Source organism: bacterium (assembly GCA_016786595.1).
Classification (GTDB): domain Bacteria; phylum Bdellovibrionota_C; class UBA2361; order SZUA-149; family JAEUWB01; genus JAEUWB01.
In genome coordinates this window covers 1-22,813 of sequence record JAEUWB010000033.1, presented here as the reverse complement: position 1 = coordinate 22,813, position 22,813 = coordinate 1, and the positions used below count along the sequence as shown (strand labels likewise).

The window sequence follows — 22,813 nt, the reverse complement described above, 5'->3', positions numbered from 1 at the left end:
GAGCATAATTACGCCAGAATTGAATCCCTCAGGCTTGTGGGTAATCGCGTGAAATAACCGCAATAAAAAAGCTAAATTAATCCGCCACTTTAAATGTAGGTTAATTTCTCAACGACAGTAAGCGGCGTGCTGATTCTTCAAATTCGCGAGTAACTTCTTTTCCGGCAAGCATGCGTGCCAATTCGGAGACCTGGTCTTTGTCTGTGAGCTTGCGGACAAACGTGCGAGTTGTTTTTTGATCTGATTCTTTTGCCACTACGAAGTGTGAATCGGCAAATGCCGCAACTTGGGGTGCATGCGTAACAACAATCACTTGAGTATGTTCGGAAACTGCGCTCAACTTCTCACCAATTGATTGCGCCACTGCGCCACCGACGCCAGTGTCAATTTCATCAAAGACCTGGAGTCCGGCACCGGATCGTTTATTGACAATTGTTTTTAATACTAAGAGTAAGCGCGAAAGCTCTCCGCCCGAAGCAACTTTCTCTAATGGAGCTTCTTTCTCGCCAGGATTAGCTGAAAAATAAAAGCGCACTTCCTCCTGTCCTTCAGCACTAGCTGGGCAAGGTTCAAGTACAACATTAAAGCGCGCCTTGGCTAGGTTAACTTTGGCTAATTCTTGTGGGATGAGCTTAATTAATTTATCGGCCGCCTGCTTGCGCGCCTCCGTCAACTTTTCTTGATGGCTGGCCAGTATTTTTCGAGCACTTTCACACTTTTCTCTAAGCCTGCGTTCGGTACTATCGCTCTGGGTGAGATCATTAAACTCTTGTTTAATCTGTAAATAATAGCTGAAAAGCTCTGCGCCTTGTTTACTATAGCGGCGTTCCACCCTCGAGATGTCGGAAAGAAGTTTACGTAGTCCTTCGACATACTGTGGGTCAGCGTCAAGCGTTGTGCCGATTTTTTCAACTTCAAACTGGATATCTGTTAATTCATTAAAGGCTGAATGAGCACGTTCCAGCATGAGGCTTGCTGTTTGGTCGATGCGCTGCAGACTAACAAGCTCCTGCTGGAGTGACTTTGCAAGTTGATTCAGTCCACCAGTTTTCGTGCTGCCATCACCCGAAAAAATTGTTTCAATCTGATTCGTGATTTCCCGTAGCTGTTCAGTATTAGCTAAGCGGGAAAGCTCTGCTTCCAAATCCTCGCGCTTGGTTGGACTAAGATCAAGAGTATCAAGCTCTTCTAGTTCGGCAGATATTCTAGCAAGGCGCTGATCTTTCTCCTGCTGAGCAGCAAGAAAGGCCTCGAGCTCATCCGCGCACTGCTTATACTCGCGAAAGCTTGTAGCCACATGCGTAAGTAAGGCTGGGGCAATAAAATTTGCATCCAGCAGGCGGCGCTGCGACCGTGCCGAAAGTAGCGTCTGTTGGTCGTGCTGCGAAGTAATGTCTAAGAGATCGCGCGAGAGTTCTTGGAGCTTACTAAGTGTGCAGAGTCTGCCGTTAACGGCGGCCTTGCTCTTACCCTGCAGATCAACCACGCGGCGAATGATGATTTCTTCCTCATCAGCTTCAAGCAATTCCTCACCGTAGAGTTCCTGCAATTTCTTGATTTCTTCAGGTTCAAAAGTAAAAAGTCCTTCTACTTCCGTGTCCTTGGCACCCGAGCGCACAGCATCCCCACTGACGCGTTTACCCGTGAGCATATCGATTGCTTTTAAGAGAATGGACTTACCTGCCCCGGTCTCACCAGTAATCACGTTTAGTCCTGGCTCGAGATCAAGCTCAAGCTCATCGATAATTGCCAAACGTTTAATCCGTAGTGTTACTAACATACGCCTATCAGAACTACTTTGGGCGCGTGCCCCAATGCAATTTTGTACTTAATACTTCGAAATAACTTTTCGTTGGAGATTTGGTGACTTTAACGTGGAATTTAGAGGGCTGTACTCGGATTTCACTACCACTCGGTAAGTCAAAACCCTCCTGACCGTCAACGGTGAGATAAACTTTATCATCTGCGCCCTCGCCAGGAACTTTGAGAACGAGTGGGAGCTGCTGGGGCAAAACCAAAGGACGATGTGTCAAGCTGTGAGGGCAAAGTGGAGTAATCAAGGTGCCTTGCACTTGCGGGTGCACAATTGATCCATGAGCAGCAAGTGAATAAGCGGTCGATCCGATTGGTGTGGCAACAATTACACCGTCACCTCGAAAGGTTGTGGCATACTCGCCATCGACATAAAGCTCGACATCGAAAATACGCGCCAAAGCTTCTTTGCCAATTACGATATCATTAATTGCATAAGTCTTTTCTGATTTCCCAGCACTGATTACTTCAACCTCAAGCAAGGTTCGCTCTCGGATTCGAGCATTCCCGTTAATCACTGATTCAAGTACAGGCAGCATTTCCGCAGTTGTAATCTCGGTTAGAAAACCAAGCGTCCCTACATTTACTCCAACTACAGTGGGAGTCTCTTTGGAAGGATGGCGCATTACGCTGATTAGCGTCCCATCTCCTCCGAGCACAACAATCGGGTCAGCAATTGTTACAATTTCTTCACGCGAAACTACTTGTGGGCGATCTTCGAGTTTGAGTTGATCAGCGATTTCAGCCTCAATCACGACCTTGTAATTTTTCTGTCGTGCCCAAGTGAGCACTTCATTGGCCAGCTCACGGGCCTTCTCGCTTTGTGGCTTGGCGACGATGCCAATTGTTTTGTTCAATTTCGTCATGCTAATAAATTCTGAAGGTTTGCCGTATTAGATCATAAAATTATCGTCTGCGTGAGGTAAGCAAGTTTGAGATAAAGCCGCGGCGCGGAAATTTTCTAGGATTTCCAATGTATTGCAATACATGAAATCCTAGAAAATCTTCCGCAACGAAGTATTTAGCCAAAATTGCTAACCTCACGTCCAGTCTAGCACACCCTTCCGCCAGATGTACGCCAGTCCAAAGGCAAGCACGATCATAAATGAACTCATCGCCCAAAATCCGTACCAACCGAGTTGTTTAAGTTGAATTGCCCAGGGATACATAAAAACAACTTCAATATCGAAAAGTATAAAAATCATGGCAACTAAATAGAATTTAACGCTGAAACGATCTCCTAAAGTTGCCGAAGGAACTGACCCACATTCAAAAGGGTCGTCTTTCATTTCAGAATAGCGTTTCGGTCCTAAAACAGTTGAGAGGATTAACATTGTCGCGACAAATCCAGCGGCAAGGACCATTAAAGCTAAGACGGGGATATATGTTGAGATCATAAGTATTTATTCACTCTTACTGTGTGATGCAGAATATGTCATAAACTAAATTAGGGCACGCGCCCAGGTGGACTCGAACCACCAACCCCAAGCTTAGAAGGCTTGTGCTCTATCCTGTTGAGCTATGGGCGCAAAACTCCCGATCGTTATCTAACGAGCTGGTATTACTCTCAAAATTGTCGCCGAGTAACAAGTGGAGCACTATTTTCCGAATTCAAATGAGTTGGCATTGATCTAGGCAACCTATTGTAATCACTTAGTAATTTGTTTTAGTTCCAGAGCTACATTTCGGATCTGAGCTGTCATAACTACTCTAGTGGCCATGTTTTTAGGTCACAGGACTTGGCTTTTTTCAATAAGGATTGTTTTCTTAGTCGATGAGCTCAGCGTTAGCAGTAAAAAGCATTAGATTGAATGACACGCATGCTACCGTGTTTGATCAGCGCTATGAAATCGTTGGCACAATCTGGCAAAGCAAAAACAGTGTGGTCTACAAGGCTCACCCACTCGGAGCAACAGCTTCGCAGGCTTTAATTGCTTTAAAAGTTTTACATACTGAAACTAAGCACGATCAAGATCATCCGAGCCGGATGCGGCGCGAAGCGCTGGCCTTACTTTGTTGTCGCAATGATCATGTTGTAAAGTTGATTGACTACGTCTCACATCCAAAAATGTGTTACTTAGCAATGGAATTTGCTGAGGGTGGCGATTTGCGCGAGGGCCTAGAACACCCTAATGAATATCGCTTGATTGAGATCTTGATTCAAGTTTTAACTGGCCTTGAGGCGGTGCATACTGCTGGCGTAATCCATCGCGATATTAAGCCTGAAAATATTCTTTTGATGCAGGGCGGCAAGGTCAAGTTGACGGACTTTAGTTTAGCGCTTTTGCCTGGCGAAAGTATTACTACAGATGAAGCAAATTCAGGCGTAGGAACATTTGATTACCTGGCACCTGAATGCCTTGGCGCCGGACAGTATTCACAAGTTAGCGATATTTATGCAGTTGGGGTTAGTGCCTATAAATTAATGACAGGTGAAGTTCCCTGGGAACACGCACCCCTGGCCGAGCAACTTTCAAGTAAACTCGTCGGAAGTTTTCCACTCAATTCAAAAAAACTTTTAGGTTATAGTGATAATTTAATCCGTATCATTGGTCGCGCGCTCGACCCTGACCCAACAGAGCGTTTTCAATCGGCAACAGAATTTAAAACTGTCTTATTAAGTTTACTTAACCCGGAGATCGGGCAAGTTGCGGGAGACTCGATATTAAGTCGGATTAAACATTCGATTCAAGGGATGATCCGGAAATGATGAATTATAAATGAATCTTATTTTAAGATATTTTTAGCCTTAGGCTTGAACTTATACTTTTCCTTTCGCTGATGATTTTCAGGTTAAGGATAAGGTTAAATTCAAGCCTAAGCGATATCAAGCGTTTCCCATTGCAAACTGGAATAAAATCTACAATCCCGGATGGTAGATATCCTCACAAAGTCCGCGGCTGCAGCGATTCCCTGCTTTACAATCTTCGTTAGTTAGGCAGTGCTTACCATCGGCAGGTTGCGGGACTTCGCTACTTGAAGAACAGCTGATTAAGAAAAGACTACAAAATAATAAGAATATTAATTTTTGCATGCACGAAACCTCGAATTTCTATTATAATGCTTATAACGGAGAATGCTTAATGCTACCAGTAGCTAAACTTCGTAGTAACAATTTAGATGAGTTGGGCCAGGAAAATATGCTCTTTAAAAGGACGTTTTTCTGGCAAAGACGAGGCGCGGGAATTTTTTGCGACCCGACTTTATTTAAAATAAACGAGGGGAGCAAAAAATCTTCCGCAACGAAGTATTTGACGAAAAACGGCTTTTTAAATGAGTAAAGTAATTGGGATAGACCTAGGAACCGCCAACAGCTGCGTGGCCATTATCGAAAATGGCCGACCGGTCGTAATTGCTGATCCCGAAGGAAACAAAACCACACCTTCAGTATTTGCCATAAACGCGAATCAAGAGCCGCTTGTCGGATATCCAGCAGTTCGTCAAACGACAACCAATCCACTGAATACGATTTTTGCTGTCAAACGTTTAATCGGGCTTAAGTATGATAGTCCGGAAGTGCAGGAAGCCGCGCGGCGCTTACCTTACAAGGTAATTGCAGCTCCGAACAATGACGCCTGGGTTGAAACTGATGGAGTAAAACGCAGTCCCGAGGAAATTTCTTCGCATGTATTGATTCACATGAAAGAAATTGCCGAAAAATATTTAAAAGAACGGGTTTATCGTGCGGTAATTACAGTGCCGGCACATTTTAACGACTCGCAACGTCAAGCTACAAAGGATGCGGGGCGGATTGCCGGCTTAGATGTTTTAAGAATTATCAATGAACCAACTGCGGCAGCACTAGCTTACGGCTTAGAGGGGGTGGATCTTTCTGAGGAGGAACAAGCTCGGCGTGCTGGGCGTTCTGGAGCTGACCGCACGATTGCGGTGTTTGACCTTGGTGGAGGCACTTTTGATATCTCGATCCTCGAGTTACGTGGCGGGATGATGGATGTCAAGGCTACCCATGGGGATACTTATTTAGGTGGCGAGGATTTCGATCTTGAGATTTTGAATTTCCTAGTGCACGTGATTCGCTCGAAGGCAGGAATTAACGTGATGGGCGATAAAATGGCCTTACAGGTTTTGAAGGACACGGCACGAGAAATTAAGCACACTTTGTCTTTTCAACCAGTGACCAAGGTTAGCTTGCCATTTTTATCTAAGGGCATGGGGCAGTTTCAGATCGAAATTGAGCGTAAGACTTTAGAAAAAATTGTCGAGCCAATTTTGCGCCGTGTGGAAAAGCCTTGTTATGCAGCGCTTGAAGATGCCCATCTACGCCCTGAAGATATCGACGAAGTAATTTTAGTCGGTGGCATGACGCGCATGCCGGCCGTGAAGCGTTATTGTGCGAAAATTTTTGGCAAGCAACCGCTTGATAGCGTTGACCCGGATGAGGCGGTTGCTCGCGGTGCGGCAATCCAAGCCGGACTACTTGAAGGTTTCGTTAAAGGGGTAAGTCTACTTGATGTGACGAGTTTAAGTCTGGGCATGGAAACGCAAGGCGGGATTATGAACGTCTTAATCCCGCGCAATACAAAAATTCCCATGAGCAAGACTGAAATTTTTACTACTTCGGCACCAAACCAACCGAAGGTTAGTATTCACGTCTTACAGGGAGAGAGTTCTTTTGCACCGGATAATAAAACCTTAGGACGCTTTGAGCTTTCCGGCATTCGACCAGCGCCGCGCGGAGTGCCGCAGATAGCGGTGACTTTCGCTGTTGACGAGGAAGGCATTGTGCATGTTTCGGCCAAAGATTTAGATACTGGAGAAGAAAAACAAGTTGAAATTGTGGCAAGTTCTGGACTGTCGGATGAAGATATTGCCAAGCTACTTAAGGAAAACACGATCTACAACGAGCAGCGTGAACGTTCGCAAACACAAAATCGCGAAGACAGTGAAAAAGCTCAGGAAGCTGCAACTGACTCTCCGCTACAAACTCTCAAGCATAATTTGAAGAGCGCAATTTTTACTTACCAATTTAAACTCGATACTCAAGGACAGCAGTTTAAAGACCCTGACCGACAGCAAATGCTTGACGCTTTGCGGGATGGGCGTCTTGCGCTTGAGGATGCAGAAACTGAAGAGCAAGTGCAGCTTGCAATTACTGACCTTAGATCTGCCGGCCGCAAACTCGACCAGCATTTACAGGACTTAGACGATCAGTAATCATTTGTGTCGTTAACGTATGAGATTCTAACAATGTTAACGCTCAAAACGTTAACAACTACTCTTTAGCTAACTTAATGCTTACTGCTCAAGCACATATTTAAGCCCTGATGACCAGATGCGGTCGAGGGTATTCAGTGGAATTTCGACTGAGAATTTGCCACTTAAAATTAATTTTTTCCCGCCCACAGTCCCTCGCCCAGTAATTGGAATGCCCAATGTAGCAAGGTATCTTTGCACAGCCTCTGCATGCTCTGGCTTCGCGGTAACAACAAAGCGCGCTGAGCTTTCGGAGAAAAGAAAAACGTCCGGCCTCAGATCTGGACGCTGGTCAATAATTTCTAGCTCACAGCCCAGCGCCTTCTCGCGTTGCAAAGCTAAACGCGTAAGGGCCATGGCCAAACCGCCACGATTGACTGAAACGCAGGCATTAACAAGTTTTTTCTCTGCTAAGTCGTGCACAGCCCGAGCAACTGCAATTTCTAAATCAAAGTCAATATCCGGTGTAAAACAATTTTCTTTCTTATGATAATAAGTAAGATATTCTGAGGCGCTCAAATCATTTAAAACTGAGCCAATTGTAAAAATCACATCCCCCGTATCAACAAAAGAATTGATCGGAATTCTGCGCGTTAGATCGAGCTCACCAAGCAGGGAAAATACCGTAGTTGGAAGTATTGGATTGGAGTCGGTGCCATTCTTTAAGCTTTGGTCGGCCGTTAGCAGAGGAATGCTCCAAAGTTTGCAGGCATCTCCTAAAGCACGCACAGACTCGGTTAGGTCAGAGAGTTCGCGGTAGTCATCTGGATCGCCAAAATTTAGACAATATGTTGCTCCGATCGGCCGAGCAGCAATCGTTGCAAGCTCCCTTAACGCTTCAGCAACAGTATGAACTGTACCCAAATACGGATCCTTAGAAACAAAAAGCGGATTTGAAACAACAGCCAATGCTAGTGCAGTATTTTCACTCTGCTCATGTAGTCGTAGAATCTGCACCGCCTCAGGTGCACGTGGTAAAAGCCTGACTTGTTGGAGACGATCAAAACGCCGCAACAGATTCAAGCGTGAAGCTCCATTGGGGGCAGCAAGGATATCAAGCCAAGCATCTTCTAAATTCTCAGGGACAGGGATTTGCAAGTGATCATTTGTTTTGACCTGCTTTGACTGAGTCTTACGAATCGCTGCCCACTCATCCTTGGTACGCTCCTGCTTGAGTCTCTCGCTTAAACTCTCTTGATCTTGCTTGAGTTCGCTGCGATCATCTTTATGGCGAAGCATTGGGGCAAATTCCGAAACAGCATAGCGCTTCTGCGTCGGAGCCTGCGTGGGCAAACGATATGGAATCAGCGCAACCTCTTGATGCTCAGCAGTGCATTCAATCACATCTGAATGCCCAACTTCGCCAAGCAAATAAGTAGTAAATCCTTCGGCACTGAGCGCATCATTGAAACTGCGCTGTGAATCTTTTTCCACAACGGCAATCATACGCCCCGGCGTCTCGCTGATTAAAAGTGCGGCGGGATCGATTCCTGCTACGCGTAAGGGCACACGCTCAAGCTCGAGCTTAAACCCTCGGTTTGCAAATTGCGCGATTGCACATGCACGCTCAATTAAGCCGCCGCGATCGAGCATGGTCATTAAAACAACTCCGCGATGGAAGCGATACTTTTGCGCAAGCTTTAAAAGCTTTAAGCTTGCATATGGACTAGCAAAGCTAAGCGCGCCTTTTCGTTTTGCACGCGCGTCATTTTGGAATAAAAGCTCCCCGGGAGCATAACCATCAGGCCCAGTTGCTTCACCAATATAGAGCAAAACATAGCTAGCGTTGCGTTGAATCACAGGCACATCGGGCAGCGTAGCACAGCTTCCAATCGCAGTAGCCGTAAAAAGAGGGTTCCCATCGTAGCGCGGATGCAAATAAAGATCAGTGCTGGTGATTGGAATACCTGATAAGCAAGAGAATTCTTCGATACTCGACCAAATAGTCGTTAAGAGTTGGTTTGTCCGCGAAGATTCCGGATCGCCGAGACGTAACTGCACGCTGACACCACAGACATTAGCACCAAGAGTTGCAAATTCATTTACGGCACGGCAAAGCGTTGCGCTCGTACCCGACGCTCCTTCGCGCAGCACTGCGATATTCCCCTGCACAGTGCGCGTTAGCGCATATTGACCAGAAGATAGTTTCGCAATTCCCAGGCGAGAAAGCGGAAAGGTTTGGCTATCCTTTGCTAGATGCTGAGTTAAGCTAGCCGATGATTTTTGAGAACAGTCTTCAGCAAGCAAGCGTCCAACTAAGAACAACTCTTGCTCATTGGGGCTGCGCCCGAGTAATTGCAAAACCTTGTCCCACTCGTCGCCTGCAATACCGATTTTTTCTGCTTGAGCTTTTGTCGCACTCATTGGTTCAATGCCATATTTGCTATTGTAATGAAATTTAAGCTATTAGTTAACTAAACTCATTAAACTTCTTTTGAATTAAAAATTCAAAAATAAGTTTAATGATCCATTTTTCACAAGAAAAATGGACAAAAAACAAAATAGACTTCTTTCGATAAAAGATTGAAAATTTTAAAAAATTTTCCCTATTTGCTCAATCATATCAAAATGTTAAGCTCTTATTAAAATCCTAATTCGAAAGAAGTCTATTATAAATAATCCAACGGCAAAAGCTTAATTTAGTGGCAAGAAATTTCACAATTCCTGGATTTTATCGATCATCCAGTATTACAACGATCAAACGCTTTCGCGATAATACTGACCCTAAACGCCGGGATTTTAACCCAACAACCATTGACTTTGGACCGCTGCGCTTTAAAATTGCTCGTCACTTTGGCTTTTGTTTTGGTGTCGAAAACGCCATTGAAATCGCTTATCGCGCCTTAGCGGAACAGCCTGACAAACGGATTTTTCTCCTCAGCGAAATGATTCATAATCCACAGGTTAATGCCGACCTCGTACAACGTGGTGTTAAGTTTCTCATGGCTACAGACGGCACTCGGCTGATTCCTTTTAGCGATCTTAATCGCGATGATATTGTGATTGTGCCTGCCTTTGGAACAACGCTCGAGCTACAAAAAGAACTCGAAGCGGTGGGCATTAATCCTTATCAGTATGACTCGACCTGTCCATTTGTAGAAAAAGTGTGGAGGCGTTCAGCTGATTTAGGAAAACAGGGCTACAGCGTGATTGTTCACGGAAAACGCACTCATGAAGAAACACGCGCCACCTTTTCTCACAGTAAAAACACAGCGCCAACACTTGTAATTCGCGATATGGATGATGCACAATTTGTTATCGCCTTTATTAAAGCGCAAGTCAGTGAAGATGATTTTCGCTCACGTTTTGCCTTAAGCATGTCCGAGGGCTACAATCCGCGGGAACACTTAAAACGTGTTGGTGTCGTCAACCAAACCACAATGCTTGCTACTGAAACCCAGGCAATCGCTAATGCAATTAAGCAAGCAATGCTTGAAATATACGGGGCAGAAAAGCTCAAAGACCATTTTGCAGACACTCGGGATACACTCTGCTATGCAACGCATGAGAATCAGACAGCCACACGGTCATTAATCGAATCTGGCGCCGATTTAGGCCTTGTTGTCGGTGGTTATAATAGCTCGAATACCTCGCATCTGGTTGAGCTTTGCGAAGAGAAGTTTCCAACTTTTTACGTGAAAGACGCCGATGAAATTGTTAGTCCAGACTTGATACGTCACTTCGACATGCACACAAAGTCAATTCGCGAAACAAGTAATTGGCTTCCGCTGGTCAGTAGTTCGCAGACGGCGCTAACGATTGCACTGACTTCTGGTGCAAGCTGTCCGGATGCAACAGTTGAGAGTGTCATAAAAAAGGTCGCAAGTTTCTTTCCAGAAGCTTGCGACCCAGAAAAAGTCTTAGCAGACTTGGCGAATTAGAACTGGCCCTTCAGAATACTTCCTGAAAGCGAGTCTTCAATCACAACCTCATCACCACGTTTAACAAAAGGCAATCCTCTTTGAACGCCGGATTGATTTAAATCAACATCACAGCTGCCTTTCTTATTGCGGGTGCGCGAGCGGCTTCTTTTGCCGTCATCCCGGACATCAACCTTATGTTCCGCAGCAATCACGCCATTTAGAGTCGTTTCATGGTCATAACGTAAGAAACATTGAGCGTATGGAGCGCCGCTTCGTGAAATAACAGCTGTGAAAGCAAGGGCACTTGCTTCTCCGATTGTATTTGCCGCAGGAACTGCGCTGGGCACAGGGACTTTAACTTCAATTGTGAAGCGGTCGTCACGCTTACTACCATTGTTTTTCAAGCGCAGTTTAGCTTCCCCGCGAGCAGATGTTGGAACTCCTTCAAAAGCAGAGAGAGACGCCGATAGACGTAATGGTTTCTTCATTTTTGAGCGTTTCTTATTATTCCCACTTGAGCCGCCATTACCGGAGCCGCTGCCACTTCCGCCGCCGATGTCGTCTTCCATTTCTAAGCTATGTGCTACACCGCTGCGACATTTCAATTTCACCAGATCCCCAGGATTAAAGGAACTGCGTGGAATCGTGTTCCCATTAAGATCTTCATATTCTGTAGACCTGTTAGTCGGGCAAGTTAAATCAGCAACAGTTACAGAGTTTTCAGTAATTGCTGCTAAAGTTCCACGCCGAATCACGTCTTCGTCATTTGCTAAGGCAGGTCCTGCGGCAAAAAGACCGAGGAGCGCTAGGCAGGTTAATAATTTATGTTGCATAATGCCTCCGTTATTAAATCAAGTTAATCTTCAAGTTTTACTCGCTCTGCAATAATCAATTGCCCTGAACGTCTGCCTTTGACCTCAACTTCTTCACCAACAGAGAATCCTGAAAGTGAAGAGTGGCCACGAAATTCCGTATTGCCATTAACAGTGAAAACAAAGCCATTCACTGTTAATGTGCTTGCTGTAATTGCTGTAATATTTCCAGTAGTTTCAATTTCATTATTCTGGCCCGATGATGAACTAGAACTAGAACTACTTCCCGAGCTAGAGTTACCTGAACTAGAACTGGAACCGCTTGAAGAACTACTACCGTCATCATCATCGTCATCGTCGTCATCATCGCCACTACTTGAGCTACTACTGCCTCCCCCGCTACTACTTCTTCCACTTGAGCTACTTGAACTACTGCTTCCGCGACCACGATTGCGGCGCTCTTTGACCTCAACTTCTTTAGTGCGGGCTTGCTTGCCTTTTTGGTCAAATTCCAAACTTAAACGCACGACACTTGCATCTGTAGGTACACCCGGCGCAATTGCTCGCGCCTGCACCTGGTCTTTTTCCAGTAATACTTCGACATCGCCTGAGACATCTGCTGTTTCAATGATAAACTGACCATTTGCATCAGTCAGCGCACTATCTCCAGACTGAGTCAGGGTTACGGCGACACCCGGAATGCTTGTCGCAGACTTAGTCACGACAGATCCTTCAAAGCGCTGTCCGCCCGTTCCACTGGTTCCCCCACCGCAAGCAAGAACAGCTACTGCGATTAAAATAGAGAGCATGCTGATTAGTATTTTTTTATTCACAAACTGGTTCTCCTTCAATCAAACTAAATGATCCGATAGCAACTCTTACTTTTCGTGAGTGCTTGAATACGCGTTGAGAGTTTTTCGATTCTACCAAATCTCGATCGAATCTGGATAAGAAATTTCGTGCACGTTGATGGAATGCTGAACCTTCTCGAAAAAACCAAGATCGTATCGTTTTCAATGATTCTGGTGTGATGTTGTCATACTCTGTTTTCAGATGAAGATTGGGGATTTGATTTTTGCTAGTTAAATTTTCCTCAACAGAACGGCTCAGGTCTTCGATATCGTTTGCTAGCATTTTAAGCCCAGCTTCAAGGTCGCCTTGAGCCAAGTATAATCGTGTGTTTAACTTCAAGCCTTGAGTTGTTTTCTTCACAGCCCCAAGCCGCTCAAGTTCAGAGAGCACTGTTGCCGGATTTAAATCTGAGCTTACAGAGTTAACCAATTTCGCAAACTCTCCCAAATCACCACTTCCAGCTATTCTCAGCACACGTGGGCGTCCTGAGCTGGTGCGAAAACTCTTTCCTTGGAGCCATTGACCAATGATGCGCGTTTTTAGATCAATGCGAGGTGTTGTCGCCTCGCCCGCGCGTAATTTTGTTACATCCTTACGATGCACGCCTGTCATTGCGCTAATGCGACTGCTGTTCACGGGAGCACCCTTGATTTTCAATTCTTCGCTAGCAAGCTCAACCAGAACCTGCTTGAGGCCATCAGTGATTTCTTGCAAGCTTAAGCCGTAACGGATCGCTAAGCGCGCAACTGGCTTCAACAAACGCACTAATGCATTTTTAACCTTATCTCGCTCTGTATTTGCAGTTATTGCCATGCATTCTCAGCCAAACATTAAATGGGAAAATTTCCCATTTATGCAATTTAAAGCCAAACGACCTGAATGTCAACTATTCGTTTCAGCTGATTTATTAGCGATTATCCTAGCCTAATAAAGTTCTTTAATAAGATTGGGTACTTATGTAGGATGACAGGCTGATCATTTTCTTTTGGGAAGTTGTAGGAAGTAAGGTTTTATGGATTTTCAAATTCTTCTCCAGGCTTATACCGCTCTTAAACTGAGCGATAAAAGCCTGGAGAAGAAACATGGAAGATTCTACCGTAGTTCAGCCTTATTCTCGTCGTCGTGATTGGCTTGTTGTTGGCCTCGTTTGTCTTGTCACTATCCTGAGCGTTACAGTTGGAGTCCTTGGAACTTCTACTGCAGCACTCAAGGCTCAACTTGATGCATCGGAAAGGGCTCGCATGCAAATGAACGCTCAAGTCATGCCAGTTGTCAGCGACTTAGGCGTCTTCATCCGCAACGGGAAGCAAGATCCAATGTTTGGTCATCTTTTTGTTAAGAAAGGAGTCCCAGCAACGCGCATGTTAGAGACCAAAAATCAAGACTAGCGTTGCGCACTGAAGGTTCACTTGGAAGCCCTACAACTTCCCGAACCTTTGCTTTACAGTAAATTGCTAATCAACAGTAAATAGTGTATACATCCTCGCGAAGTTTGTCCGCGAAATGTTTTATCCCTGACATCTCTGAAACTATATAGCCTGGGCGCCTCGAGAATGGATCTTGTCGAGGCCCTCGGGCCAAAGTGAATCGGAGAAACGTAAAATCGTATGTCAGAACCAAAACCACAAACACTCGTCGTCATTCTTGCCCCTTTCGACACGCTCAAGGAGCAAGAACATCCCGAAGGTGAGCCAACTGAACAGGATCGGTTCCTACAAGAAGGAATGCGACTCTTGCAAGAAGGCATTCCCAATGTCGGGCCAATCGCATTTGAGGATTTTGATCCAAGTGCGGTTGAACACGGCAAGCTCACGGTGGTGACGGTCAAGCCCAACACTTGGACGACGTGCGAGGAGTTTAGAACAAAAATCGCACCCCTTGCTGCTGCCAATGATGTGCTTGTGCTGATTGCAGGACCAGAAGAAAGGAAGGCTGGAATGGGAGCGCAGCTTGTTTACGAATTGACTCAGTCAATGGGCCTCTTCCCCCATCATCACGATCCGAAAGAACTTGCCGATCGGATCATGGGCATGATGAGTCAGTAAAGCAAGCAATGCAGTGAAGGTTTTTCGAAGCGGACAAACCTTCCTGTTTAGAAATAAATCGAACCTACCAAATAAGTGGGTGCAGGAGATCAATTTTCTTAAAAAACCTATCTCGATATACCCACTTCTGAGTTATTAAAATGCTCATGATTGTCGCAAACCACAAAAAAGACCTCGCTACCTAGCTGATGTCTTTCCCATGCGCGAACAACCGCAATCTGAGCATCCCTGGACCATCCAGCTCTAAGTTCTTGCACCTTTTCAAAGTCGCTTGGACTAATTACGAGGCCTAAAGCAATTGCTAATCGATGCGCCTGCAACCAAGACAAGGCGCGGCGGCGATCGCTTAGCGTCCAGCCAACTTGAATAACGACGGAGTTCGCATGCTCTCCTGAAGTTAAACGACAAAGTATGACTTCTAAGACCGGGCCGTTTTCAATCGACTCGCCATTAACAAGCGCATTCATGCTACGTCTGAGATAGATGTATGGAGCGCTTTTAGCTCCAATCATTTTCCACTCATAGCAAACACGCGTGTGCTCAGCTTGAGCCAGCTTGAATTCTGACAAGTCACCCACTTCGGAAATGCAATTTGGATCCTGCAACAGCAAGTCCGTAATCCTCCACAAGGCAGCTGCAGACTCTTCAAAGAAATGACCTACGATAGTGTGAAAAATTTTTGGGCTCGGGTTTAAAACAATGGCTTCAACAAAGCCCTTGTAATCCTCGGGCCATTTGTAATTTGCCATTGTTTCCTCCTAAAAACGAGTGAACACTAAAAACCTAAGTTCTCATGCACCAACACGTTGGTAACTACTTGAGCTAATAACGTGATGGAAAAATACTTCTACTCTAGGAGAAATGAGAAAAATTGGCGGGGCGGACGGGCGTTGCTGCAAAGCAGCAACTGACTCGCAGTTCCCTTTGTGCTCGCTCCGCTTGCACGGGGTTCGAGTCCCGTGCTCGCAATTCATCTAAAAAATTGGCGGGGCGGACGGGACTCGAACCCGCGACCTCCGACGTGACAGGCCGGCGTTCTAACCAACTGAACTACCACCCCCTATGCCAAATGCCTGAAATTATTTTCCGATGACCCCGCTTTCAGGCGGACGGGACTCACCCAGTTATTTTGTCAGCACTATGTGCTGACGGCTGCGACCTCCGACCAAACAAGCTTTGCTTGTTTGCTAGCGACTTTGTCGCTAGGACAGGCCGGCATGCTGAGCTTTAGCTCAGCCAGTAACTCAGTAACCAACTGAACTACTTACTCCCACTAGTGGGCACCCCCTATGCCAAATGCCTGTTGGTTATAGCGAATTTTGTCAGGCAATCAAAATTCGTTTTACTTTTTCTTTTTGGGGAAAAAGTAAGTGGTGGGCGGTGCAGGGCTCGAACCTGCGACCCTCGGCTTGTAAGGCCGATGCTCTCCCAGCTGAGCTAACCGCCCATAAATTTTCTGCATCGGCCTTACATCGTTTTGCCGCCAGGCAAAACAAGGAATTCTGTAGGCTGATGCTCCCCAGCTGTTAACCTTCTCAGCAGGAGAAGTGCTAACCGCCCATAAATTTTCTGCATCGGCCTTACATCGTTTTGCCGCCAGGCAAAACAAGGAATTCTGTAGGCTGATGCTCCCCAGCTGTTAACCTTCTCCGTAGGAGAAGAAATAACCAACTAGCGGAAGCTCGTTGTTAAATCATTTCGTTAAATTTTTGTAAACTACTAGAATTTATTAGGGATTTTTTAGGATTTAAATAGGTAGGAGATAGGTATTTTCCATGCGTCTCGGGTCATTGCGAACGAAGTGAAGCAATCTGTTCACTTAGCACGAGAAAGTATTGTTTACCGGTGAACAGATTGCGGAGCCTGCCTTGAGCAAGTCGAATAGGTCACGTTGTTCCTCACAATGACAGGAAACGCAAACAGATTGCCGCAGGCGCTTCGCTCCTTCGTAATGACAGATAATTAATTAGTTAATTAGGCCGCCGCACATTATTGCAAAAACAAGGCTTGCATAAATCTACTGTAACAAGGTGTCAGTCGAAGCTGATTTGGTAGAAGATCTTAGCCAAGATTGCAGTTAATCAGTGCTTCCCTAGTTGAGCTGCAAAAAAGGAGAACCTAATTGCAGCTCAAGATGTTTCCCTAATGCCTGACAACAGCTCCATCTTCTTGGCCTTCGCCTTCATTTTTACGGGTTGTTGAGTTTTGAGGTTCGCCCTCAGGCTCGCCCTTACCGTATAATTCGAGGTGACGTTCTGTGCGTGCTGTAAGCAAGGTATCAAGACGCGTTTTGTCTTCGATCACCAATGCTTCGCGGATGACTTCATCGGCATGACTAACACCAATAATTTCGATGTCGGCACGTACTGACTCTGGGATTTCCTCAATGTCGCGTTCATTTTCCTTCGGAATTAAAATGCGCTTAATTCCACCACGGTGCGCCGCGAGGATTTTTTCTTTAAGTCCGCCAATGGTGAGCACTCGCCCGCGCAGCGTAATTTCGCCAGTCATCGCAATACTTCTGTCAACTGGTACGCCCGTAAGGGCTGAAGTAATTGCTGTAACCATAGTCACGCCGGCAGAAGGGCCGTCTTTCGGAATTGCGCCTTCAGGCACGTGGATATGTAAGTCGATTTTGGAGTAAAAGTCTTTAGGCAGGCCTAGGAAATGAGCGCGCGAGCGCACATACATGAATGCGGCCTGAGCTGATTCTTGCATGACTTCGCCAAGCTTACCTGTAATCATTAAGCGCCCACGTCCGGGAACGATAGCGACTTCGATCAACAGCAATTCGCCGCCCATTTCCGTCCAGGCTAAGCCTTGAGCAACGCCAACTTGATTCTCTGGTTCTTGAATGCCGTATTTAAATTTCTGAATCCCTAGATATTTCTCTAGATTTTCACCGGTAACTTTCTCACATGCCTCAGGACCATGCTTAACGATGCTGACGGCAATCTTGCGGCAAATACCATCAACTGCGCGCTCCAGACTTCTTACTCCAGATTCGCGAGTATAGTGGCGAATTACGCCAAGCAGTGCATCGTCAGAAATATCCGCGTTGATATCCTTCAAGCCATGTTTTTCTAGTGACTTCGGCACAAGATATTTTTTACAAATCTGCAATTTTTCAAGTTCAGTGTAACCAGGAATTTGGATTACTTCCATACGGTCAAGTAGTGGCCGTGGAATAGTGGAAAGTGAGTTTGCAGTAGTAATGAACATAATGCGCGACAAGTCATAATCCATGTCGAGATAATGGTCGTTAAACTTGTCATTTTGTTCTGGGTCGAGCACTTCGAGTAGCGCAGAAGATGGATCTCCGCGGAAGTCTGCTGACATTTTATCGACTTCATCAAGCAAAAATACTGGGTTACTTTTCCCAGCGCGTTTAAGCGATTGAATAACTTTACCCGGCAAAGCACCAATATATGTGCGACGGTGCCCACGGACTTCGGCTTCATCACGCACGCCACCAAGCGCCACGCGCACAAACTCACGCCCTGTAGACTTAGCAATTGATTTACCGAGCGAGGTCTTACCTACTCCTGGAGGGCCAACCAAGCAAAGAATTGGTCCTTTGATTTTTCCGACAAGCTTATGCACCGCTAGGTATTCAAGAATACGCTCTTTAACGCGGATTAAGCCAAAGTGATCATCATCAAGAATTGTCTCAGCTTCGGCCATGTCGAGCTTTTCTTCGGAATATTCATTCCAAGGCAGTGACAACATCCAATCGACATAATTTCTGACAACCGTAGCTTCGGCTGACATTGGCGACATCATCTTGAGTTTCTTGATTTCGTTCTCGGTTTTAATGCGGGCATCATCAGGCATTTGCTTAGCCTTGAGCTTATCTTCTAGTTCTTGAATTTCGTTGCGGAAATCGTCCTTCTCCCCGAGTTCTTTTTGAATCGCACGCATTTGCTCGTTTAGATAGTACTCTTTCTGAGTCTTTTCCATCTGTTTCTTAACGCGTGTGCGAATACGCTTTTCAACTTGGAGAATCTCAATTTCAGACTTCATATGACCGAAGATTTTTTCCAGACGCTCTGAAGCACTGTTCGTTTCCAGAATGTCTTGCTTTTCTTCGAGCTTGATATTGAGATGCACGATCACTGCATCGGCAAGGCGAAACGGATCTTCGATCGCATGGATCTGGTGGATCATCTCTGGGCTAATTTTTTTGCCCAGCTTTACGTAGGTCTCAAATGAAGACGTAACCGAACGCATCAAAGCTTTAAGCTCCGCTGTCAGATCTACAACTTCGGGAAGCTCCGCTACATCGACAAGGAAGAACTGGTCGGATTCATGGTAGCGTTCAATTTTTGCTCGCTTCTTACCTTCAACCAAAACCTTAACTGTGCCGTCAGCAAGTTTCATCATTTGCATGACTTCACCAAGTGTGCCGACAGTATAGATATCGTCTGCTCCTGGATGGTGAGTTTTAGCGTCACGTTGCGCCGCAAGCATGATTGGTTTTTTCAAGCGCTCCGCTTCTTCCAGTGCGCGCACACTCTTTTCACGGCCGACAAAAAGTGGGACTACCATTTGCGGGAAAATAATGATGTCGCGGAGAGCTAATAAGGGAATCGGATTGTAATTTTCAGCCATATCTTTTTTCTTCATTTACACCTTAACGCAGAATTCTGATTACAGCATTAAGATGCGTAGACAACAAATAATAGTCCTTAAATAATAATCAATTAGAGAAAGCGCCAGTAGAGAGATGGATAATTGATGAATCACATGTATTTTAAACATCAATTACAATTACATTCTATCAGTCGTGGATGCTTGATTATAAAGGGCGAGGCTGAGACAAGATCGAGGAACGGGAATCGTCCAAAACCGGACTTTATATGATATAAACGAGGATTTTGGGCGATTTCCCGTGACGACGAGATTGGCCAGGATCGCCCTTTATAATCAAGCAGACTCGGCTTGATGTTCGTACACAATCAGCGGCGACTCTCCGCGTTTGATCGTTTCCCCAGAGATCACGACTTCTTTGATGTCCTTTTGCGACGGGAGTTCGTACATGATATCGAGCATTGTTTCCTCAAGAATTGCCCTCAGCCCTCGAGCTCCGAGCTTGCGCTCGAGTGCTTGCTTGGCTAGCGCCTTAATTGCTTCATCTGTGAATTTCAATTTTACGCCTTCCATGTCGAAGAGTTTCTGGTACTGCTTAGTCAGAGCATTTTTTGGCTCCATTAGAATCTGCACAAGTGCAGGCTCATCGAGCTCATCGAGAGTTGCAATCACAGGCAAGCGACCAACAAATTCTGGAATAAGGCCGTAACGTAAGAGATCATACGACTGCACATCATGCAGTGACTTTCCCTTAGCTTGACTCTGCTTTGGCTCAGTAGCGAAACCAAGTGCACTGCCGTGCGATCGGCGCTTAATAACATCTTCGAGCCCAACAAAAGCCCCGCCACAGATAAATAAAATATGCGAAGTATCAACTTGTAAAAATTCTTGCTGTGGATGCTTACGTCCACCCTTTGGAGGAATACTAGCCTTGGTACCTTCAAGGATTTTCAACAACGCTTGTTGCACGCCTTCCCCAGATACGTCGCGGGTAATCGAGGGGTTTTCGGTTTTCTTGGCAATTTTATCGATTTCGTCAATGTAAACAATGCCACGTTGCGCACGTTCGACATCGTAGTCAGAGGCTTGCAATAAATTAAGAATAATATTTTCCACGTCTTCACCAACGTAGCCGGCCTCAGTTAAATTTGTTGCGTCAGCAATTGTAAAAGGCACATCGAGATAACGTGCTAAAGTCTGAGCCAAGAGCGTTTTCCCCGATCCGGTTGGACCAATTAGCATAATATTTGATTTAGCAATTTCTACTTCGGCCTTGGCCTGATGGTTATTCAGACGCTTATAGTGATTGTAAACAGCAACAGCTAAAATCTTTTTGGCGCGATCTTGACCGATTACATAGTTATCAAGAAAGGCTCTAATTTCTTTGGGCTTTGGTAATTCAGGGCCGCGGTTAGCGCCGGCATTATCATCTACTTCTTCGATGATAATATCGTTACAAAGGTCAATGCACTCATCACAAATATAGACCTCAGGTCCTGCGATAAGCTTACGCACTTCTTCCTGGCTTTTGCCGCAAAAACTACAAACTAGAGAACCCTGACCCTTTGCCACCGTCCGCTCCTTAAACTCAATTATCTATCCTCGACACCGGAATGTGGATTCGGTGCCACGCAATGATTGCGCGGAGATTACATCTTTACGCAATCAGCATCATCGCTAAAGTCTATTATACCTGAATCACTGGCTTCAGGCCAAGCCTTAGATGCAGATCTTTATAGTTTTTTTTACTTTAAGGCAGAACCAGCTTGCTAAGTGTTTACAGTAGCCTAGGGCACTATTTTAGAGCACGGGGACGTTCGACGACAACTTGATCAATCAAGCCATATTCTTTCGCATCAGTGCTTGACATAAAATAATCGCGGTCGCTGTCTTTGGATAATACATCAACATTTTTTCCGCAGTGTTTGGCGAGAATTTCGTTTAACTCTCGCTTCATGCGTGACATTTCGCGCGCATGAATCTCTACATCAGAAACTTGTCCCTGGAATCCTCCTAGCGGCTGGTGAATCATAATGCGCGAGTGTGGCAAAGCAGAACGCTTACCTTTTGCCCCTGCAGCGAGCAGGAATGCGCCCATGCTAGCGGCTTGGCCTAAGCACAAGGTTGAAACATCGGGTCGGATATACTGCATGGTATCGTAAATTGCCATGCCGGCTGTGACCGATCCGCCTGGCGAGTTAATATACAGGAAAATATCTTTTTCTGGGTCTTCGCTTTCAAGAAATAAAAACTGCGCAGTAATTAGATTTGCAACTGTATCATTGACTTCAGAGCCGAGGAAAACAATGCGATCTTTCAGTAAGCGAGAATAAATGTCGTAGGACCGTTCTCCACGTCCGGTCTGCTCGATCACATATGGAATATAGTAGTTTGCGCTGAGACCCATAAGCTAATCCTTAGTAATAATTATTTCTTAGACTTTGTTTTCTTTGTGCTCTTCTCTGCTTCAGGTTTCACGAAGGTTTTATTAACCTGCGCTTGCTCCAAAAGCATTTCTACCATCTTATGGCGAGCAACCATGTTTTTAACAACAGGTAATCTTTCCGGTAATCCTAAAGACTTCTTTACGGCCTCAACTGTCATGTTGTGTTCTACTGCTTCATTCGCGACCCATGTTTCAACCGCTTCAGCATCAACACTATAATTTTCCTGCTTAATAATTTGCTCAAGGGCTATAAAACGTTGAACTCGAGCTGTAGCTGGAGCAAGGAAGGAGTCCTTCACACTAGAAAGATCCATTGAGTAAGATTCGCGTTTACGCCGATCAAGTGCTCCCATCTCAAAAAGCATTTCACGGATCTCCTCAAGGACCATTGCTTCCGGAACAACGAAGGGGTTTTTTGCCACGATTGCATCAAAAAGCTTCTCGCGTAGTGTGCGGTCGTTGGTTGATTTAACGTGCTGAGTTTGACGCTGCTCGAGCTGCTCTTTCATCTCGCTAACTGTTTCGCCCAGGCGTGCGCGCTTCGCGAGTTCATCGTCAATTGGAGATAATTTTTTAAGGTCCAAGCGCTCCAAGGTCACAGTGCAGTTAATTGTTTTTCCGGCACGACTGGCAACTTGATCGTCTTCAGGGAAAGTTGCTGTAACTTGTTTTTGTTCGCCAGCTTTCATTCCGATCAGTGCTTTTTCAACGTCAGCGTGAAGAATATTTTTGCCAATTTCAGTTACATGTCTGCCATCTTCTGGAGTACCGTCATTTAATTCGCCTTGATAAGTTACGGTAGCGATATGACCAAGTTCAGCGACAGTGTCAGCCGGGGCTTGCTCAAAAGCTGCAAAACTTTGGCGCACTTGCTCCAGGGCCTGATCGAGGTCGCTGTCAGTGATTTCTTCGGGTAGTAATTCCGCGTCAAATTTAATGCCAAAGTAATCATTGATTTTTGGTTCTGGGGCAACTTCCACCTCAGCCGAAAAGGAGAGATCTTTTGCGGCATCGACATCGCCAAACTCAAAACGAGGTTCTCCGACGACACGTAAATCATGGTCTTTAATTGCCGTGCGATAGGCTTCGGTCACGAGATGATTCATCACGTCTTCATGGATTGTGCCATTGTAGAGCTTTTGCACAAGTTCCTTAGGTGCTTTGCCGGGACGGAACCCC

The 22,813-nt window shown here is 45.5% G+C and carries 18 protein-coding genes and 3 tRNA genes; 5 read left to right on the top strand and 16 right to left on the bottom strand.

Annotated elements, in window-relative coordinates:
* Positions 1-100: 100 nt before the first annotated feature.
* The 4 genes from recN to JNK13_05115 form a co-directional block, all read right to left on the bottom strand.
* Complete coding sequence (gene recN, locus JNK13_05130) at positions 101-1,780, bottom strand: DNA repair protein RecN (GenBank protein ID MBL7662118.1); 1,680 nt, start codon at positions 1,778-1,780, stop codon at positions 101-103.
* A gap of 13 nt (positions 1,781-1,793) precedes the next feature.
* Complete coding sequence (locus JNK13_05125) at positions 1,794-2,678, bottom strand: NAD(+)/NADH kinase (protein MBL7662117.1); 885 nt, start codon at positions 2,676-2,678, stop codon at positions 1,794-1,796.
* A 174-nt stretch (positions 2,679-2,852) separates the two neighbouring features.
* Positions 2,853-3,209 carry an NADH-quinone oxidoreductase subunit A gene (locus JNK13_05120; protein ID MBL7662116.1) on the bottom strand — a complete coding sequence of 119 codons (357 nt, stop codon included), beginning with the start codon at positions 3,207-3,209 and terminating at the stop codon, positions 2,853-2,855.
* A gap of 58 nt (positions 3,210-3,267) precedes the next feature.
* Positions 3,268-3,341 (bottom strand) — tRNA-Arg (locus JNK13_05115).
* Positions 3,342-3,586: 245 nt separating this feature from the next.
* Between JNK13_05115 and JNK13_05110 the strand changes: the two genes are divergently transcribed.
* Positions 3,587-4,522: a serine/threonine protein kinase gene (locus tag JNK13_05110; protein MBL7662115.1), complete on the top strand. Its 936-nt coding sequence runs from the start codon at positions 3,587-3,589 to the stop codon at positions 4,520-4,522.
* A 150-nt stretch (positions 4,523-4,672) separates the two neighbouring features.
* Here the strand turns inward: JNK13_05110 and JNK13_05105 are convergent, their stop codons facing one another.
* Entirely contained in the window at positions 4,673-4,846 is a 174-nt protein-coding gene (locus JNK13_05105; protein MBL7662114.1) for a hypothetical protein, read from the bottom strand.
* Positions 4,847-5,085: 239 nt separating this feature from the next.
* Here JNK13_05105 and dnaK point away from each other — a divergent pair, with 239 nt between their 5' ends.
* Complete coding sequence (dnaK, locus tag JNK13_05100; protein MBL7662113.1) at positions 5,086-6,987, top strand: molecular chaperone DnaK; 1,902 nt, start codon at positions 5,086-5,088, stop codon at positions 6,985-6,987.
* A gap of 81 nt (positions 6,988-7,068) precedes the next feature.
* Here the strand turns inward: dnaK and JNK13_05095 are convergent, their stop codons facing one another.
* Positions 7,069-9,390 (bottom strand): hypothetical protein, encoded by a 2,322-nt coding sequence (locus JNK13_05095; GenBank protein ID MBL7662112.1) that lies wholly within the window; start codon positions 9,388-9,390, stop codon positions 7,069-7,071.
* 278 nt (positions 9,391-9,668) lie between these two features.
* Here JNK13_05095 and JNK13_05090 point away from each other — a divergent pair, with 278 nt between their 5' ends.
* Complete coding sequence (locus JNK13_05090; GenBank protein ID MBL7662111.1) at positions 9,669-10,907, top strand: 4-hydroxy-3-methylbut-2-enyl diphosphate reductase; 1,239 nt, start codon at positions 9,669-9,671, stop codon at positions 10,905-10,907.
* Here the strand turns inward: JNK13_05090 and JNK13_05085 are convergent.
* From JNK13_05085 to JNK13_05075, 3 genes are read right to left on the bottom strand one after another with little or no spacing between them, the layout of a single operon-like run.
* Positions 10,904-11,722, bottom strand: coding sequence for a hypothetical protein (locus JNK13_05085; protein MBL7662110.1), 819 nt, complete (start codon positions 11,720-11,722; stop codon positions 10,904-10,906). The two genes, JNK13_05090 and JNK13_05085, sit on opposite strands and share 4 nt — an antisense overlap.
* Before the next feature lie 23 nt (positions 11,723-11,745).
* Complete coding sequence (locus tag JNK13_05080) at positions 11,746-12,534, bottom strand: hypothetical protein (GenBank protein ID MBL7662109.1); 789 nt, start codon at positions 12,532-12,534, stop codon at positions 11,746-11,748.
* A complete protein-coding gene (locus JNK13_05075; GenBank protein ID MBL7662108.1) occupies positions 12,527-13,366 on the bottom strand; it encodes a hypothetical protein in 840 nt (279 codons plus the stop codon). Before JNK13_05075 ends, JNK13_05080 begins: the two co-directional genes overlap by 8 nt.
* Before the next feature lie 269 nt (positions 13,367-13,635).
* On the opposite strand from JNK13_05075, the gene JNK13_05070 reads away from it, so the two are divergent.
* Entirely contained in the window at positions 13,636-13,941 is a 306-nt protein-coding gene (locus JNK13_05070; GenBank protein MBL7662107.1) for a hypothetical protein, read from the top strand.
* Positions 13,942-14,160: 219 nt separating this feature from the next.
* Positions 14,161-14,598 (top strand): hypothetical protein, encoded by a 438-nt coding sequence (locus JNK13_05065; GenBank protein ID MBL7662106.1) that lies wholly within the window; start codon positions 14,161-14,163, stop codon positions 14,596-14,598.
* A 107-nt stretch (positions 14,599-14,705) separates the two neighbouring features.
* Here JNK13_05065 and JNK13_05060 read toward each other — a convergent pair whose 3' ends face one another.
* The 7 genes from JNK13_05060 to tig form a co-directional block, all read right to left on the bottom strand.
* Entirely contained in the window at positions 14,706-15,347 is a 642-nt protein-coding gene (locus JNK13_05060) for a hypothetical protein (protein MBL7662105.1), read from the bottom strand.
* A 234-nt stretch (positions 15,348-15,581) separates the two neighbouring features.
* Positions 15,582-15,658 (bottom strand) — tRNA-Asp (locus tag JNK13_05055).
* Positions 15,659-15,969: 311 nt separating this feature from the next.
* A tRNA-Val gene (locus JNK13_05050) sits at positions 15,970-16,045 on the bottom strand.
* 695 nt (positions 16,046-16,740) lie between these two features.
* Complete coding sequence (lon, locus tag JNK13_05045; GenBank protein ID MBL7662104.1) at positions 16,741-19,224, bottom strand: endopeptidase La; 2,484 nt, start codon at positions 19,222-19,224, stop codon at positions 16,741-16,743.
* A gap of 300 nt (positions 19,225-19,524) precedes the next feature.
* Positions 19,525-20,760 (bottom strand): ATP-dependent Clp protease ATP-binding subunit ClpX, encoded by a 1,236-nt coding sequence (clpX, locus tag JNK13_05040; GenBank protein ID MBL7662103.1) that lies wholly within the window; start codon positions 20,758-20,760, stop codon positions 19,525-19,527.
* 223 nt (positions 20,761-20,983) lie between these two features.
* Positions 20,984-21,595, bottom strand: a complete 612-nt coding sequence (gene clpP / locus JNK13_05035; GenBank protein MBL7662102.1) for an ATP-dependent Clp endopeptidase proteolytic subunit ClpP — start codon at positions 21,593-21,595, stop codon at positions 20,984-20,986.
* 20 nt (positions 21,596-21,615) lie between these two features.
* Positions 21,616-22,813 (bottom strand): trigger factor (gene tig / locus JNK13_05030; GenBank protein ID MBL7662101.1); only part of this gene is annotated, 1,198 nt, incomplete at its 5' end.